The organism is Dokdonella sp. (genome assembly GCF_041395345.1).
Taxonomy (GTDB): domain Bacteria; phylum Pseudomonadota; class Gammaproteobacteria; order Xanthomonadales; family Rhodanobacteraceae; genus Dokdonella.
Genome location: NZ_JAWLAR010000006.1, coordinates 145,154 through 161,386, shown reverse-complemented (window position 1 = coordinate 161,386; position 16,233 = coordinate 145,154). Strand labels below are relative to the sequence as shown.

At 62.8% G+C, this 16,233-nt stretch carries 12 protein-coding genes; 6 read left to right on the top strand and 6 right to left on the bottom strand.

Going from position 1 to position 16,233, the window contains the following annotated elements; translation table 11 throughout:
* Positions 1 to 260: 260 nt before the first annotated feature.
* Positions 261 to 2,075, top strand: a complete 1,815-nt coding sequence (locus R3F00_RS07350; RefSeq protein WP_371281116.1) for a diguanylate cyclase — start codon at positions 261 to 263, stop codon at positions 2,073 to 2,075.
* A gap of 56 nt (positions 2,076 to 2,131) precedes the next feature.
* Here R3F00_RS07350 and R3F00_RS07345 read toward each other — a convergent pair whose 3' ends face one another.
* Positions 2,132 to 3,292, bottom strand: coding sequence for an acyl-CoA dehydrogenase family protein (locus R3F00_RS07345; protein ID WP_371281115.1), 1,161 nt, complete (start codon positions 3,290 to 3,292; stop codon positions 2,132 to 2,134).
* 236 nt (positions 3,293 to 3,528) lie between these two features.
* Here R3F00_RS07345 and R3F00_RS07340 point away from each other — a divergent pair, with 236 nt between their 5' ends.
* From R3F00_RS07340 to metH, 3 genes are read left to right on the top strand one after another with little or no spacing between them, the layout of a single operon-like run.
* Positions 3,529 to 4,455 carry an ArsR/SmtB family transcription factor gene (locus tag R3F00_RS07340; RefSeq protein WP_371281113.1) on the top strand — a complete coding sequence of 309 codons (927 nt, stop codon included), beginning with the start codon at positions 3,529 to 3,531 and terminating at the stop codon, positions 4,453 to 4,455.
* On the top strand, positions 4,452 to 5,537 hold the full coding sequence (locus R3F00_RS07335) for a homocysteine S-methyltransferase family protein (protein ID WP_371281112.1): 1,086 nt from the start codon (positions 4,452 to 4,454) through the stop codon (positions 5,535 to 5,537). The genes R3F00_RS07340 and R3F00_RS07335 overlap by 4 nt, the downstream gene beginning before the upstream one ends.
* Positions 5,435 to 8,239, top strand: a complete 2,805-nt coding sequence (gene metH, locus R3F00_RS07330) for a methionine synthase (RefSeq protein ID WP_371281111.1) — start codon at positions 5,435 to 5,437, stop codon at positions 8,237 to 8,239. Before R3F00_RS07335 ends, metH begins: the two co-directional genes overlap by 103 nt.
* Positions 8,240 to 8,312: 73 nt before the next feature.
* Here the strand turns inward: metH and R3F00_RS07325 are convergent, their stop codons facing one another.
* The 5 genes from R3F00_RS07325 to R3F00_RS07305 form a co-directional block, all read right to left on the bottom strand.
* A complete protein-coding gene (locus R3F00_RS07325; RefSeq protein WP_371281109.1) occupies positions 8,313 to 8,564 on the bottom strand; it encodes a hypothetical protein in 252 nt (83 codons plus the stop codon).
* An 81-nt stretch (positions 8,565 to 8,645) separates the two neighbouring features.
* Positions 8,646 to 8,954, bottom strand: coding sequence for a lipid-A-disaccharide synthase N-terminal domain-containing protein (locus tag R3F00_RS07320; protein ID WP_371281108.1), 309 nt, complete (start codon positions 8,952 to 8,954; stop codon positions 8,646 to 8,648).
* A 188-nt stretch (positions 8,955 to 9,142) separates the two neighbouring features.
* Positions 9,143 to 10,207 (bottom strand): class III poly(R)-hydroxyalkanoic acid synthase subunit PhaC, encoded by a 1,065-nt coding sequence (locus R3F00_RS07315; protein ID WP_371281106.1) that lies wholly within the window; start codon positions 10,205 to 10,207, stop codon positions 9,143 to 9,145.
* Positions 10,207 to 11,694: a class III poly(R)-hydroxyalkanoic acid synthase subunit PhaE gene (gene phaE / locus R3F00_RS07310; protein WP_371281105.1), complete on the bottom strand. Its 1,488-nt coding sequence runs from the start codon at positions 11,692 to 11,694 to the stop codon at positions 10,207 to 10,209. The genes R3F00_RS07315 and phaE overlap by 1 nt, the downstream gene beginning before the upstream one ends.
* A 141-nt stretch (positions 11,695 to 11,835) precedes the next feature.
* A complete protein-coding gene (locus R3F00_RS07305) occupies positions 11,836 to 13,689 on the bottom strand; it encodes a 3-hydroxybutyrate oligomer hydrolase family protein (protein WP_371281104.1) in 1,854 nt (617 codons plus the stop codon).
* A gap of 145 nt (positions 13,690 to 13,834) precedes the next feature.
* Between R3F00_RS07305 and R3F00_RS07300 the strand changes: the two genes are divergently transcribed.
* On the top strand, positions 13,835 to 15,070 hold the full coding sequence (locus R3F00_RS07300) for a dipeptidase (RefSeq protein ID WP_371281103.1): 1,236 nt from the start codon (positions 13,835 to 13,837) through the stop codon (positions 15,068 to 15,070).
* A gap of 47 nt (positions 15,071 to 15,117) precedes the next feature.
* Complete coding sequence (locus R3F00_RS07295; protein ID WP_371281102.1) at positions 15,118 to 16,134, top strand: isoaspartyl peptidase/L-asparaginase family protein; 1,017 nt, start codon at positions 15,118 to 15,120, stop codon at positions 16,132 to 16,134.
* Positions 16,135 to 16,233 lie beyond the last annotated feature (99 nt).

Genomic DNA, 16,233 nt, shown 5'->3' with positions numbered 1-16,233 from the left:
TGTCTGGATAGGTGCAGTGGGCGCGGAGGATACGCTCCACCCCAGTGGGAATCCACCCGAAAGACTGCGCGACGGCCTGACGAATGTGTGCCAGACCGACCTCGATCGACGCCAAAAGGGGCACGGGCGTCGCCACCTGATCCAGCCAAACTGAACCGCAGCCCACCACGCTTCTCCGATTGCCGACCCGGGTCGAACATCTTGCGATCTTGGCACGCCTGTTGCTGTGCCTTTGTTGCGCGACCCCTGGAATTATCCTGATGTCAGATTCGAACACGGCAAGCCTTGACGTTTCTGTCCCTGCAACCCTGAGACACGGCCTTGGCTTGCGCGTCAACGCGCTATTTCTGCTGATGGCCCTCATCCTCTGCGCTGTCGCGGTCCAGGTGTATCGCGTGGTGGGTGACTTCGTTGCTGCAAACCACTGGGTCGTCCACTCGATGGACGTGCGTCAGGAAATCACCCAGACCCTGGCCAGCCTGCACACTGCCGAGGCCAGCCAGCGCGCCTACCTGATCTCCGGCAGCGTGGAGCGTCTGGCCGACTACGCGGTCAGCGCACCGAGGGTTGCCGAGCACATCCGCCATCTGCAGAAGCTGGTCGCCGACGACGCCGAGCAGAACGAGAACATTTCGCGAATGGCGCAGCTGATGGAGGCCCGTGTCGAAGCGATGCGAGTCGTGCTTGAAACCTACGAGGAAGGCGGGCTAAGCGCCGCCCGCGCCACACCGCAGATGCTGCGATCGCGCAGCGACGATCAGGAGATCGATGGCCTTGGCCAGCGCATGTTGCAGCTGGAGCAGGAGTTGCTGTTGCAACGCCAGGCGAATACAGCCGGCCAGGCGGGTCTTGCGCGCACGCTGACAATCGGCGCCATCCTTTTCTGCGTCCTCATTCTTGGACTTGCCATGCTCCTGGTTCGCCGCGAACAGCGCCAGCGCCTGGCCAGCATGGACGAGGCGAGTTCAGCCAACGCCGACCTGCGCAAGAGTCTGCTGGACGCGCAACACCTGAGCCAGACGCTCCGACAGCTTTCCGAGCTCGGCGAAATGCTGCAGGGGTGCCGAAGCGTGGACGAGGCTGCCCGCGGCCTCAGCATTTCGCTACCGCTGCTGCTGCCCCAGACCTCGGGATCGATCAACCTGATCAATGCCTCGCAGAACCTGGTCGAACCGGTCAGCCAGTGGGGCGGACTGGCGAGCGAAGACGAATCCCGTTTTGCGCCCGATGACTGCTGGGCGCTCCGTCGCGGCCATGCGTATCCGCTGGCCGGGACACTGCCGGCGTTCACCTGCAAGCACCTCGAACATGCAGTTGTCGCGCATCCGGAGCATGGGCACCTGTGTATCCCGATGATGGCGCACGGGGAGATGCTCGGCGTCGTGACCCTGAACACGCCGCACAGGATCAGCGATGTCGATCGGCGCAACGCGAGTGCCGCGAGCGAGCAGATCTCGATGGCCCTGTCCAACCTCAAGCTGCAGGAAACCTTGCGCACGCAGTCCCTGCGCGATCCGCTGACCGGCCTGTTCAACCGGCGCTACCTCGAAGCGTCGCTGGAGCGCGAAGTCCAGCGTGCCGAGCGTCGTGGTGCGCCGCTCAGCGTGTTGATGCTCGATATCGACCACTTCAAGGCGTTCAACGACACGCATGGACATGATGCCGGGGATGCGCTGCTCTCCCAATTCGGCACCCTGCTCGGCCAGGTCGTGCGCAGCGAAGACATCAGCTGCCGTTACGGCGGCGAGGAGTTCACCGTCCTGATGCCGGAAGCCGGTGCCGATCAGGCCCGGCAGCGGGCCGAGGAGATCTGCGCGGCGGTGAGGAACCTCGATGTGAGGCACCGCAACCTCGCGCTTGGCCAGGTCACCGTGTCAATCGGCGTGGCGACTTTCGGCGAACATGGCAAGAAGGCCGAGGAATTGATGCGCAATGCCGACAACGCGCTCTATCTGGCCAAGAGCAGCGGTCGCGACCGCTGCGTGCTTGCCGAAGTGTTGCACCCGCGCAGCGAGCAAAAGGCGACGCCTTCACTGGCCAGCGTGTCGACCCTCGGCGCCGGCAGAGCCCGCTGATTCGTCACAGGATGCGCTCTGCCTTCCAGGAAGCGTGACAGCGAACCGGCTGCCAATCAGCGCAATCCCGTTTCGTTGCGGGCAATGACGAGGCGCTGGATTTCGCTGGTTCCCTCGTAGATCTCGGTGATCTTGGCATCGCGGAAATAGCGTTCCAGCGGCATCTCCTTCGAGTAACCCATGCCGCCGTGAATCTGCACGGCCTGGTGGGTGATCCACATGGCCGCTTCCGATGCGTAGAGCTTGGCCACCGCAGCCTCGGTACTGAAGCGTCCACCATTCTTGTCGGCCTCGCCCTTGGCGAAGGCGGCACGCAGGGTCAGCAGGGTGGCCGCATCAAGTCGACACTTCATGTCCGCGATCTTGGACTGGATCATCTGGAACGATCCGATCGCCTGACCAAAGGCCTTGCGCTCCTGAACGTAGGCAACGCTCGCTTCATAGGCGGCGCGACAAAGGCCGACCGCTTGGGAGGCGATGCCGATGCGGCCGGCATCGAGCACGCCCATGGCGATGCCAAAGCCCTTGCCCTGCGGGCCCAGCATGTCCTCGGCCGGGCAGACATAGTCGTGAAATTCGATCTCGCAGGTGGCCGACGCGCGAATGCCGAGCTTCGGCTCGGTCTTCCCGGCATGGAAGCCCGGGCGTCCGGTATCGATGATGAAGGCTGAAATCCCCTTGGCGCCGATGCCTGGCGTGGTGATCGCGAACAGGATGATGTACTTGGCCACCGGTCCGGAGGTGATCCAGCTCTTCTTTCCATTGATGACCCAGTCGCCGTCCTTGTTCCGGGTGGCCTGCGTGTGCATGGCCGATGCATCCGAACCCGATTGCGGCTCGGTCAGCGCATAGGCCCCGATCGCTTCGCCCGAGGCAATCGCACGCACGTACTTCTGCTTCTGCTCCTCGGTGCCGTGCTGGAGGATGCCGTTGCAATACAGCGAGTTGTTAACCGACATGATGGTCGAGGTTGCGGTATCCGCCGCGCCGATTTCGATCATGGCCACGGCGTAAGCCACCGGATCCATTCCGGCACCGCCGTATTCCTCGGGCACCTCGATGCCCATCAAGCCGAGCTGGCCCATTTCACGGATGTTCTCCAGCGGAAAGGTTCCCGAGGCATCCAGTTCGGCGGCCACGGGGGCAATGCGCTTTTGCGCAAACTCGCGGGCAATGGCCTGGATCGAGAGCTGGTCGTCGCTGAGGCGGAAATCCATGAAGTGTCCTTGGGGCGGAAAACGGCCGGGCATTTTATCGCGTACCGACCTCTGGTGCCTGCCAGGACAGCAATTGCCCGCGGGCGACCTGCATGGAACGCATCGACAGGTCAGTTTCGAAACACCCGGAAGCACTCTCCAACAAGCTCTGCAAGCCGGCCTCTGCCGCGTTGACGGCATCGGCCACACTCGCTAGTCTGCACTTCCATCTTTTGATCAAGATGAAAGGATAATACGTGGATCTGACTGCGACCTCCGCCCTGCTGCGACTGCTCTCCGACCCGACCCGCGTGCGCCTGCTGGCCTTGCTGGAACGCGAGGAACTGACCGTCGCCGAGCTCTCGGCCGTGCTGCGCCTGGCCCAGCCGCGCGTTTCCACCCATCTGGCCAAGCTCAAGGAAGCCGGCCTGGTGCGCGACCGACGTGCCGGCGTGTCGTCCTACTACCGCTACAACGGCGAGCTCGAGACACGCGAAAAGGCCCTGCTGCAGGCGCTCAAGGAGGCCGTCGATGATGCATTGCTGAGCGACGACGAGCGGCGCCTGCCCGGCATCCTGGCCAAACGTGCGCGCGCCGAGGGTTGGGCCGACACGGTCGCTGGCGACATGGAGCGGCACTACTCGCCCGGGCGAACCTGGGAAACGCTGGCTCGGGCCATGACCCAACTGGTCGACCCGGGCGACGTGCTCGATATCGCCTCCGGCGACGGCGTTCTCGCCGAGTTGCTCGCGCCGCGCGCGCGATCGATCGTTTGCGTGGATGCCAGCGCGCGCGTCGTTACTGCCGCGCGCGAGCGACTCAAGTCGTTCGCCAACGTCGATGTGGTCACGGGCGACATGCACGCGCTGGATTTCGGGCGCAAGCGCTTCGACCTGATCCTGCTCATGCATGCGCTCACCTACAGCGAACAACCCGCCACGGTGGTTGCCGAAGCGGCCCGCTTGCTGGCAAAGGGAGGCCGCCTGCTTGCCGCAACCCTCGGCAAACATGCGCACCGCACGGCGGTCGAGCCATTCGATCACCGCAACCTCGGCTTCAAGCCGGCCGAACTGCGCACATTCGCGACAGACGCCGGACTCGAAGTGCTTTCCTGCGAACGCATCACGCGCGAGGTCAAGGCCCCGCATTTCGAAGTGATCACCCTGCTGGCACGCAAACCATGAGCGAAACACTGGCCTGGCTGCATCCGGATCGCGTGGAGGCACTAGAACAGGCCTTGCAGGAACGCATCCTGATAATCGATGGCGCAATGGGTACGATGATCCAGGCCCGTCACCTGGATGAGGCGGACTACCGCGGCGGCCGTTTCGTCGATGGCCACGACGCCACGCACGTACACGGCACTGCCTGCGGGCATGACCTCAAGGGCAACAACGACCTGCTCTCGCTGACCCGGCCAGACATCATCGCCGACGTCCACAACGCCTACCTGGAGGCCGGTGCCGACCTGGTCGAAACCAACACCTTCAATGCCACGGCGATCAGCCAGGCGGACTATCACCTGCAGCACATCGTCTACGAACTCAATCGCGAAGGGGCGCGTATCGCGCGCGCCTGTTGCGACGCCTTTACCGCAAAGACACCGCAAAAGCCCCGCTTCGTCATCGGCGTGCTCGGCCCGACCAGCCGCACGGCTTCGATCAGCCCGGATGTCAACGACCCGGGATTCCGCAATACCAGCTTCGACGAACTGCGCGGTACCTATCGCGAGGCGGTTGAAGGTCTGATCGACGGCGGCGCCGACGCGATCATGGTCGAGACCATCTTCGATACGCTCAATGCGAAGGCCGCGCTGTACGCCGCCGGGGAAGTTTTCCGGCAGCGCGGCGGCCGATTGCCGCTGATGATCTCGGGCACGATTACCGATCGTTCAGGACGCACCCTGTCCGGGCAGACCGCAGAAGCGTTCCATGCCTCGCTGGCGCATAGCCGACCGCTGTCATTCGGGCTGAACTGCGCGCTGGGCGCCAAAGACCTGCGCGAACATGTCGAAACCCTGGCCCGGGTATGCCGCAGTTATGTCAGCGCGCATCCGAACGCAGGCCTGCCCAATGCCTTTGGCGAGTACGACGAAACGCCCGAAGAAATGGCGACGACCCTGCGCGAGTTCGCCAGCTCCGGATTGCTCAACCTGGTCGGCGGTTGCTGTGGAACGACCCCGGCGCATATCCATGCCATTGCCGAAGCCATGCACGGAATTCCCCCACGTGCGCTGCCCGTGTTCGAGCGGGAAAAAGCGGCATGACCGGCCATTCCCGATACACCGTGCTGGCCGGTCTTGAACCGCTGGTCATCACGCCCGAGCTCAACTTCATCAATGTCGGCGAACGCACCAATGTCACCGGCAGCGCGAAATTCCGCAAGCTGATCAAGGAGGGCCGCTTCGAGGAGGCGGTCGAGGTGGCTCGACAGCAAGTCGAGAATGGCGCGCAGATACTCGACGTGAACATGGACGAGGGACTGATCGACTCGGAAGCGGCGATGGTCCGCTTTCTGAACCTGATCGCCTCCGAGCCGGACATCGCGCGCATTCCGGTCATGGTCGATTCGTCCAAATGGAGCGTGATCGAAGCCGGCCTCAAATGCCTGCAAGGCAAGAGCATCGTCAATTCGATTTCGCTCAAGGAAGGCGAGCAGCAGTTTCTCGAACACGCCCGCGCCGTGATGCGCTACGGCGCCGCCGCCGTGGTCATGGCCTTCGACGAGGAAGGCCAGGCCGATACCTGCGAGCGCAAGGTGGCCATCTGCACGCGCGCCTACCGGCTGCTGACCGGCGAACTCGATTTCCCCCCCGAAGACATCATCTTCGACCCGAACATCTTCGCCATCGGCACGGGCATCGAAGAGCACAACAATTACGCGGTCGATTTCATCGAAGCCACCCGGATCATCCGCCAGACCCTGCCGCACTGCCATGTTTCCGGCGGCGTCTCGAATGTCTCGTTTTCCTTCCGCGGCAACGAACCCGTACGCGCGGCAATCCATGCGGTCTTTCTCTATCACGCAATCCGTGCCGGCATGGACATGGGCATCGTCAATGCCGGTGCGCTGGCGATCGTCGACGATCTCGATGCCGACCTTCGCGAACGCGTCGAGGATGTGGTTCTCAATCGACGCCCGGACGCGACCGAGCGCCTGCTCGAGATTGCCGGCAGTCATAAAAGCGGGAGTGCGGAGCCGGGAGTCGGGAGTCGGGAAGGCAAGGATGAATGGCGCACCCTGCCCGTTGCGCAGCGGTTGGCACACGCGCTCGTGCATGGAATTGATGCTTATGCCGAGGTCGATGCCGAAGAAGCGCGTCGGCAATCGTCGCGACCGCTTGACGTGATCGAGGGTCCGCTGATGGACGGCATGAACATCGTTGGCGACCTGTTCGGCGCCGGCAAGATGTTCCTGCCGCAAGTGGTCAAGTCGGCGCGTGTGATGAAGAAGGCCGTGGCCTGGCTGCTGCCCTACATCGAGGAAGAGAAACTGCGCACCGGCGACACCGGAAAATCGGCCGGCAAGATCGTCATGGCAACGGTCAAGGGTGACGTTCACGACATTGGCAAGAACATCGTTGGCGTCGTCCTTCGCTGCAACAACTTCGAAGTCGTGGACCTTGGCGTGATGGTGCCGACACAGAAGATTCTCGATACGGCGCGCGCCGAGAACGCCGACATGATCGGACTTTCCGGTCTGATCACGCCGTCGCTGGAAGAGATGTCGCATGTCGCGCGCGAGATGCAGCGTCAGGATTTCCATCTACCGTTGCTGATCGGTGGCGCGACCACATCGCGAGCGCATACGGCGCTCAAGATCGAACCGCACTACAAATCGCCCACGGTCTGGGTCAAGGATGCCTCCCGCGCGGTGGGCGTGGCGCAATCGTTGATCACCAGGGAGCTCGTCGACGCGTTCATGGACAAGATCCGCGCGGAGTACGCCGATATCCGCGAGCGCCACAGGGGCCGCGGCGATGCCAGGCGGCTGGTTTCCATCGACAAGGCCCGCGCGCAACGATTCGACGGGGACTGGTCGAACCATCGACCGCCGCGGCCCAATCAGCCGGGGATCACGGTATTCGACGACTTCCCGCTTGCGGATCTGGTCGAATTCATCGACTGGTCGCCGTTCTTCAATGCCTGGGAACTGAGCGGGCGCTACCCGGCCATCCTCGAAGACGACATCGTCGGCGCAGAGGCCAGCGAGCTGTTTCGCGATGCCCAGGCCATGCTCGGGCGCATCATCGACGAGCATTGGCTGTCGGCGCGCGGGGTGATCGGATTCTGGCCAGCCCGCTCCATTGGCGACGACGTCGAACTGCGCAATGCGGACGGATCGAGCCTGGCCGTGCTGCATTTCCTGCGCCAGCAAGTGGACAAGCCGATCGAGCGCCCGGACTTCTGCCTGGCCGATTTCATTGCACCGAAGGAAACCGGGGTCGAGGACTGGATCGGTGCCTTTGCAGTCACCGCCGGCATCGGCATTGACGAGCACGTTGCCCGATTCGAGAGGGACAACGACGACTATTCGGCGATACTGCTGAAGGCGCTGGCTGATCGCCTGGCCGAGGCCTTCGCGGAATGCCTGCACCAGCGCGTGCGCCGCGAAGTCTGGGGCTACGCAAGCGACGAGGCGCTCGAAAACGAGGACCTGATTGCCGAGAGCTATGTCGGAATCCGGCCTGCGCCAGGTTATCCGGCCTGCCCCGACCATACCGAAAAGGCCACCCTTTTCGAATTGCTGGATGCGACTGAAAACGCGGGAATTTCAATCACCGAAAACTTCGCGATGATGCCGACCGCAGCCGTTTCGGGATGGTACTTCTCGCATCCGCAGAGTCAGTACTTCGTGGTTGGCCGAGTCAGTCGCGAGCAGGTCGCGGACTATGCCCGTCGCAAGGGCTGGACCCTGCAGGTTGCCGAGCGTTGGCTGGCGCCGAATCTGGACTACGATCCGGAGTAGGCTCTGGCTGCGTGGCAGCCAGGATCGAGCAGTGGAAAGGCGCGCCAGCCAAGTGCGACTGGCGCGCAGGAAATCACATGCCGGCGGAGCCAGCTCCGCTGAATGCCGACATCATGCCAATGCCGCCCAGCAGCAGGAACAGGACAATCGAGATGAGCATCAGAATCAGATAGGCCTTGCAAAAATTCGCCTTGTTCGGATTGGTCGTCTTGGAGAATCCCCAGACAAACACCATGATGATATTGACCAAGGGAATCATCAGCACAATGAAGGTGATGATCCAGTCGCCGAGTGACATGACCGGTGCACTACTGCGGTTTTCCATGCTTTCTCTCCCCGAATGATTGGGTCAGGCGGCTGCCTGACCGGGGCGATTCTGGCACGAAGACGCGTTTCGCGCACCTGTTCAGCTTTCAGCCCACTCCCGCCGATGGCGAAGATCCACCACGAGGTTGTAGATGGAGACAAAGGCGGGAAAGGCGTTTGAAAGAATGCCCACCGAGTCGTTCTTGCCAAATGTGAAATAGCTGACCAGCATCAGACTTCCGGCTATCGACAACCACCAGAAAGAACGCGGCATGTGCACGCGGCGCAGTTTCTTGGTTGCATACATCTGCACGAACCAGCGACTGGTAAACAGCAGCACGCCCAGATAACCCACCAGCTTCCAGGGCGTCACCCCGATCATGTGTATGTTGAACAGGACCTCATTCATCGGTCGCCGATTCCTCTGCAAATGGGGCGCAATTCCGCCCATGGCCGGATCATCGCGACCCGGCGGTTAACAAATTCTCAGGTTGACCCGTGATGCCGAAACCAGCGCGGCGATCGGTACTCCGCTCGATGCGGTTCGCGACTGGCGACAGCGCCCTGGCCGCCGCCAGGGCCAACCATTTTGAAAACTCAACTGCGTGCGCGCAGCCAGTCATGGATGGCCGGCGGCACCTCGCGCTGGGCACGTCCCGACACGTAGATGCCGATATGCCCGCCCTTGAAGGCAATCTGGGTGTAGTCGCGTGTTCCGACCACGTCCTTCAGGGCCCGCGATGAATCAGGTGGGACAAGATGGTCCTGCTCGGCAAAGATGTTGAGCACGGGCATGGTGATGTTCCTCAGATTCACCTCGCGCTTGCCTATCTTCAGGCCACCATTGACCAGCTTGTTGCCCTGGTAGAAATCGGTCATGAACTGGCGAAAGGCCTCGCCGGCCTGATCGGGTGAATCGAAGATCCACTTCTCCATGCGCAGGAAATTCTCGAGCTCGGCCTTGTTGTCGAGGATATCCACCATGCCGACGTACTTCTGCTGCAGCAGACGCATCGGCTTGAGCATGAGGTAGCACCAGTTCATCAGATCTGCCGGAACGTTTCCGATGGTATCGACGAAGAGGTCGGCATCCATGTCGCGGGTCCAGTTCGACAGCATGTTGTCGGGCGTGTGGAAATCGACCGGCGTCACCATCGTGATCAGGTTCTTGACCTTGCCCGGATGCATCGCGGTAAAGCACAGCGAGAACGCGCCGCCCTGGCAGATTCCGAGCAGATTGATCTTCTTCACGCCGGCATTTTTCGCCACGGCGTCCACGCTGCGTCGAATATAGCCATTGATGTAGTCGTCAAGGGTCAGCCAGCGATCGGCGCGATCCGGGTAACCCCAGTCGATCAGGTAGACATCCTCACCCTGGGCCAGCAGGTTGCGCACCAGTGACTTGTCTTCCTGCAGATCGACCATGTACGGGCGATTGACCAGGGCATAGACAATCAGAGTGGGAGTTTTTGCGCTGGGCTCCCTGTCGCCGCGGAAACGATAGACGACAAGCTTGTCTTCGCGATAGATCTCTTCCTTTTCGGTTACCCCAAAGTCGACGTCGTCCAGCTTGGGCAGCACTTGCATGCCGGCCGCCAGCTTCTTCTGGAACTTCTGAACTTCTTCGTAGACTTTTGCGGGTTCGAGTTTGAGCGGGCCCATTACTTGCTACCTCCGCGTTTGGCGGCCCTGGCGACACCACGCGAGCGTGTGGTTCCGGCCGAGGAGTTTTTAGACTTGCGCGCGAATCGGGCAATGCTGGCGGCAAAGCTGGCCGGCTGGCCGCTCTTGCTGTCTGGCGCCTTCGCTGCAACGACCGAGCCCTTGGCCGGCGTCGACTTGCGTCGCTTCGTGCGACGCGCCCTGGTTTCCTTGGTCACGGCCTTGCGCTTGGATTTCGCCGCACTGCTCTTGCGCTTGGGCGACTCAGCCGCGACGCTCGCTTTCTGATCCTGTACCGGCACCACAGCCTTGGCCAGTTTCTTGGACTTGCCGGACTTGCCGGACTTGCCGGACTTCGCCGGCTTGCTGGCCTTGGTCGCCTTGGCCGGTTTCTTTTCCCTGACAGGCGTGCTTGCCTTGTCAGCCCTGGCGGGCTTTCTCGCCTTCCCCGACTTGGCCACCACGGCTGCCCTGGTTGATTTCCCTGACTTGGCCTTGCCTGCCTGCTTGCCCTGCCCGGATTTCAGTCCGGCAAGTTCGCGTCGCAGCGAATCGAGTTCTGCAGCCAGCTCCTCGTTGTCCGTGCCCGCTTCGCGCTCCTCGCGAAATTCGCGGCGCAATGCCTGAAGGCGTTGTCCGATGCTGTCGACCTCACTGCGTGTGGGCATGCCAAATTCGGCGCAGAGCTTTTCGATCTCCCCCTGAACGTGCTTGCGCAAGCGCATCTGCGCGTCGACCACGCCCGCATAAACCTCCCGGAATTCCTCGGACAGGGCAACCTCCGCGTAGGCTTCTTCGGCAGCATCGATCCAGAGATCGTAGAGGCCGCGGACAGAATCAACCTGCCGCCCGGGTTCTTCGCGCTCGGCCAGCTTGAGCTGGAAGCGGGCGAAACTCTTTTCGCTGACCTTGAGCATGAGACGGTCATAGCGTGCACTCTGCTCCTGATAGTCGATCATCAGCCGTGCGGCATTCTGCAGGGTCTCCTGTTTCTCGCGTAGATGGCCGAAGGCCGGCGCGTTGAGCACACCCTTGGCCGAATCGAACAGGGGGCCGGTGGTCGCGGCGAAGCGCTCCATCATCTGTTCCAGGCCCTGCGCACCCTGACCGCCAAAGCCGCGCATTGCCGCCGCCAGCGGGTTGTTCATGCTCGAAGCGGAAAAGGCGCCGGGAAAGACACCCTGGCGCAATGCGTCGGAAAATCCGGAATCCGGAGCCGTACCCTGCCCGCTCGCCGCCATGGCCAGGCTTTGCAGCATGCCGAGGTAACCCTGAGCGCCGGCGAGCATGTGCTCGATCGCCTCGCTTTGCCGGTTTGCGTCGGCAAACGGAGCGGACTTGCCGAGAAGTTCCGCCCAGGCCGGACCGGATTGCGTTGCGCCCTGCCATGGGAACTGGGCGGACTTGCCGGCCAGTCCCTCCCCTGCCTGGCGCGCAAGCGCCTCCCAGTTTTTTGCCCACTGGGCGACATCGAGCGGATTGGTCATGGCGGGTCTCCGGCTACAAGGCGGTATCGAGTCCCCATGATAGCGGTGAGCGCATGACAGCGGCGACTATGGCCTTCACCTTCATGCCAGCTCGTGGCCACCGCAATGACCTGGCCGCGCTGTTTGAAGCCTGGTTGCGCGCTAGTTTCCCGGCAATCCGCCCAACTGGCTTCGGGTCAGGACGCCGGTTCCGCGCGGCGTGGTTTCAATCCGCGCGCTTGCAGGCAGGGCCGCGTCGGCAAAGACGTGCGCCCACATGCGGTCCATCGCCGCATAGGCGTACGGCAGCAGGGGAACGTGTGAATCGCCGAAGCCCGGAAACGCGAGGAACGCATCAAAGTGCTGGGCGTTGGCCACGCGCCAGAATACCGGCTGGAGGCCATTTGCCTGCAGCCAGCTCGCATAGGGAGCCGAGCTGAAGGCGACAGGGATGAGGCCATCATCCTCGCCGTGCACGACAAAGATCGGAAGCGTGTTCCGGGGCAATGAGGCGCGCGTCTTCTGCACCGAGGCGTGCAAGCGGTTTCCAAGCGCATCCGGAGCGCTCCACAGCTCGGCCAGGCAACGGCTTCCCGGCCAGCTTCGATCCGCGCCCGCGACATCCAGCGTGTCGACAATGCCAACGCCGGCACCGGGCGCGATGCCCGAGGCATCCGACCACCAGGCGGCGGCCTCGACCGCCGTCGCCGGATGCGGCAGGTTGCCGGCATCCATGGCCGCGATACCGAAGCCGCAAGGCATGTCACCGGCACCGGTTTGCGCATAGGCCGCAGCATAGGTCACGGCTACGGCACGCCAGAGATCAAGTGCCGTCGTCGTGGCAGCGCCGACGAGCATGGCATGGGTCCAGCCACTGGCCTCAAGTCGCTGCAACGACTCGGCTGCGAGCGTGGCCGTATCCGCACCGGAGAGCAGGCCGTTTTCCTGCAATGTCCGGCACCGGGCGACCCAGGCCGGCGGATGGGCGGCATTGATCCGTGCGAAGGAAACGTTGTCGAAGCGCTTGTCCAGCAGTGCGCAGGGAGCAAACAGTGCTGCTTCGCTGGCGTAGTCATACAAGGCCCTGCCGCCGTCGCCGGCCCAGATGTTCGGCTCGACGGCGACCACGCCATCAAACAGGCCCGCATCGATTTCGGCCGCGCGCAATACCGCACCACCGCCGTTGGAGACGCCCGCGGCGATGATGCGGGTGTTTTCCGCAGTGAAGGGGGCCTGGTCCGGCAAGGCCTGATCCAGCGCCTGCAACGCGAATCGTGCTGCCTGGATCACGTGGCGGCCCCAGTCGGCTTCCGGGTTGTCGCCGGAATGCGCGTGCTTGACCAGGACCTGATTCAACTCGGATACGGATTCATCCGGTGTCGGCGCAAATTCAAGCGGTTCGTCGCCACGCATCGCGCGCGTGCCGTCGAGTCGAACGCCAGTGCCAGTGGCGGCGTCGAAATATCCGCTGCCTGCACCCTTGTCGGTATAGGCCACGGCGCAACCGCGCGGCAGCCCCCAGGCACCGGCGAATGCGATGGCCCCGTAGATTCCGCGCGAGCCCGATGATGCGGTAACAACCAGGCAGCGCTTGTCCCGATCGAAGTTGTCCGGCAACTGAAGCAGGACCCGGTGCGGCTGACTGGCGCCCTCCAGCTGCGCAAAAGCACTGAACTCGGTTCCCGGCACCAGCGGAACCGCTCCATAAACTTCGCCATAGCCGCCCAGCGGACCGAGATCCGCGATACCACGCCAGCTTGTGTAGATGGCCCGTCGACGCAACTCCAGGGCCGTGGGGCTGGAGGCATCCGCGAAGGCCGGCGCACTGCCGCGCAAGCCGTCGAGTCCCAGGCCTGCGCTGAGCAGGTCATCGCTGCCCTGGTGCACGCTTGTCCGCATTTCGCTGACGAGGCCGTCGGGCATGGTCGGGTTCTCCGGAACAGTGGGCGAGTGACCGCATGCAACAAGTGCAAGGATGACAGGCGCCAGTGCGAAACGAGCAATGTCTGGGTTCATCCCGGCACCGTAGCAATTGGCGCAAGATCTGTCATCGGACCATCGTCCAGTAGAGCAGGCTCGCCAGACTGCGTGTCGACCGCGTTGTCGCCCGGCGAGACATGTGCTCTCATCGGGAATGCCCTTGTCTGAGAGACGATCGACCATGAGCAAGACCGCCCCGCTGTTCCTGATTGCCCTGCTTTTGACTGTGCCGGCCATGGCCGCGGAACCGGCGCAGGTTTCCGAGCAGGCCAGTGCACTGCATCGCGAGGCGATCGTGCTCGACACGCACCTCGACACGCCTGCACTCTTCGCCCGACCGGGCTGGAAGATCCTCGACCGTCACAGCGTCGCCAACGATTTCAACCAGGTTGACTATCCGCGCATGGTCGAAGGCGGGCTCGATGGCGGCTTCTGGGTGATCTACACGGCCCAGGGCCCGCGCACTTCCGAGGCAAATCTGGCCGCGCGCAACGCGGGACTCAAGCGCCTGGTAGAGATCCGCGAGATGGTCGCCGCCAATATCGATCACTTCGAGATCGCTCTGACAGCCGCCGATGCCGAACGCATCCGGAATGCCGGCAAGCGCATCGTCTACATCAGCATGGAAAATGCATCCCCGCTGGCCAGCGATCCAAGCCTGCTCAGTGTCTACCATGATCTTGGCTTGCGCATGCTCGGAATCGTGCATTCGTCAAACAATGATTTTGCCGATTCCTCCACCAATCCCACGGGCGCCGAATGGAAGGGGCTCAGCCCGAAGGGCCGTGCCCTGGTCGAAGCAGCCAACCGCATGGGCATCCTCATCGACCTTTCGCACGCCAGCAATGACACCGTCGACCAGGTCCTCGAATTGTCCACCGCTCCGGTCGTGCTGTCGCACACCTCGTCCTTCGCCATCACCCCGCATCCGCGCAACCTCGACGATGCGCGCATTCGCAAGGTCGCGGCCAAGGGAGGCGTGATCCAGGTCAATTCGGTGGCGCCATTCGTGCATGAAATGCCGAACGATCCGGAACGCAGGGCAGCAATCGGCAAGATCATCGAACAGTTCGATGCCGGCGACACGCTGTCCCCGGAACAGCGCGTGGAAATCAAGCGGCAAATACGCGAGTTCGAGGAAAAGAATCCGCTGCCCCAGGCCACGTTCGAGGACTACATGAAGCACATGTTGCACATCCTGAACGTGGCGGGCCCCGAGCATGTCGGCCTGGGCGCTGACTGGGACGGCGGTGGTGGCGTGCTCGGCATGGAAGACATCACGGCCTTGCCGAAGATCACCGAGCGCCTGCTGCAGGAGGGCTACACGCCGGAACAGGTCAAGGGTGTACTCGGCGGAAACCTGCTGCGCCTGATCGACGCAGCGCAGGGCCTGGCCAACCGCGGGTCAGAGCAATAACGGGGCCAACCAGGAGCACGCTGTCAATCACTGGAAGGAATAGCTCCATGCGCAATCGACTTCACCTGATCGCATCCGCCGCAATGCTCCTCGCGTTGACGGGCACTGCGCACGCAGAAGGCAAGCCGGCGCTTGTCATCCATGGCGGTGCCGGCGTCATTCGGACCAGCATGACAGCCGAGATCGAAGCTGACGTCCGCAAGGCGCTGCGCAAGGCGCTTGAAGCGGGCTATGCCAGACTGGAAGCTGGCCAACCCGCACTGGACGCCGTCACTGCGGCCATCGTCGTGCTCGAAAACGATCCCAACTTCAATGCGGGAAAGGGAGCGGTGTTCGCCCATGATGGCAGGAACAAGCTCGATGCCTCGATCATGGACGGAAAGACACGCAAGGCCGGCGCCATAGCCGGCGTGGAAACGGTACGCAACCCGATCCTGCTCGCACGTGCGGTGATGGAAAAATCATCCTTCGTCATGCTGGCTGGAACCGGCGCCGAGGAATTCGCAAGGGAATCCGGCATCGCCCTGGTTGACCCGTCCTACTTCCGCACCGAACGTCGATGGCAGCAATTGCAGAAGGCACTCGCTGCCCCGGAGAATCCGCAGGCCTCGACCGGGAGCGACGCCTACAAGCACTTCGGCACGGTCGGCGCACTCGCCCTCGACAAGAGCGGCAGTCTCGCCGCCGGCACGTCAACCGGAGGCATGACCAACAAGCGCTACGACCGCATCGGGGACTCCCCGGTCATCGGCGCAGGCACCTACGCCGACTCCCGGTGCGCCGTCTCGGCCACCGGCTGGGGAGAGTTCTACATCCGCACCGTGGCCGCGCACTCGATCTGCATGCGCGCAGAGATGCTCAAGCAGCCCCTCGCCGAAGCCGCCGAATTCGTTATCAACAAGGATATTCCATCACTCGGTGGCGATGGCGGCGCAATCGTGCTCGGCGCGGACGGAACGATCGCCGCGCCGTTCAATACGGATGGGATGTTTCGCGGGTGGATCGGGATGGATGGCGAGATTCACGTGGCGATTTATGCGGATGAGGATGACTCGGCTGATTGATCTGGATTCACAACTGAGCACTTCGCGCTTCAGCTTGAATTCAAATACAAAGCGTTCACTCCTCTTCGGCGTGCCACCCAGATTTCTTTCCTTGAACTG

Bases quoted from the DNA above. Each gene is read 5' to 3' on its own strand.
- R3F00_RS07350 (WP_371281116.1), top strand. From the start codon at position 261: ATGTCAGATTCGAACACGGCAAGCCTTGACGTTTCTGTCCCTGCAACC.
- R3F00_RS07345 (WP_371281115.1), bottom strand. From the start codon at position 3,292: ATGGATTTCCGCCTCAGCGACGACCAGCTCTCGATCCAGGCCATTGCC.
- R3F00_RS07335 (WP_371281112.1), top strand. From the start codon at position 4,452: ATGAGCGAAACACTGGCCTGGCTGCATCCGGATCGCGTGGAGGCACTA.
- R3F00_RS07325 (WP_371281109.1), bottom strand. From the start codon at position 8,564: ATGGAAAACCGCAGTAGTGCACCGGTCATGTCACTCGGCGACTGGATC.
- R3F00_RS07320 (WP_371281108.1), bottom strand. From the start codon at position 8,954: ATGAATGAGGTCCTGTTCAACATACACATGATCGGGGTGACGCCCTGG.
- R3F00_RS07315 (WP_371281106.1), bottom strand. From the start codon at position 10,207: ATGGGCCCGCTCAAACTCGAACCCGCAAAAGTCTACGAAGAAGTTCAG.
- phaE (WP_371281105.1), bottom strand. From the start codon at position 11,694: ATGACCAATCCGCTCGATGTCGCCCAGTGGGCAAAAAACTGGGAGGCG.
- R3F00_RS07305 (WP_371281104.1), bottom strand. From the start codon at position 13,689: ATGAACCCAGACATTGCTCGTTTCGCACTGGCGCCTGTCATCCTTGCA.
- R3F00_RS07300 (WP_371281103.1), top strand. From the start codon at position 13,835: ATGAGCAAGACCGCCCCGCTGTTCCTGATTGCCCTGCTTTTGACTGTG.
- R3F00_RS07295 (WP_371281102.1), top strand. From the start codon at position 15,118: ATGCGCAATCGACTTCACCTGATCGCATCCGCCGCAATGCTCCTCGCG.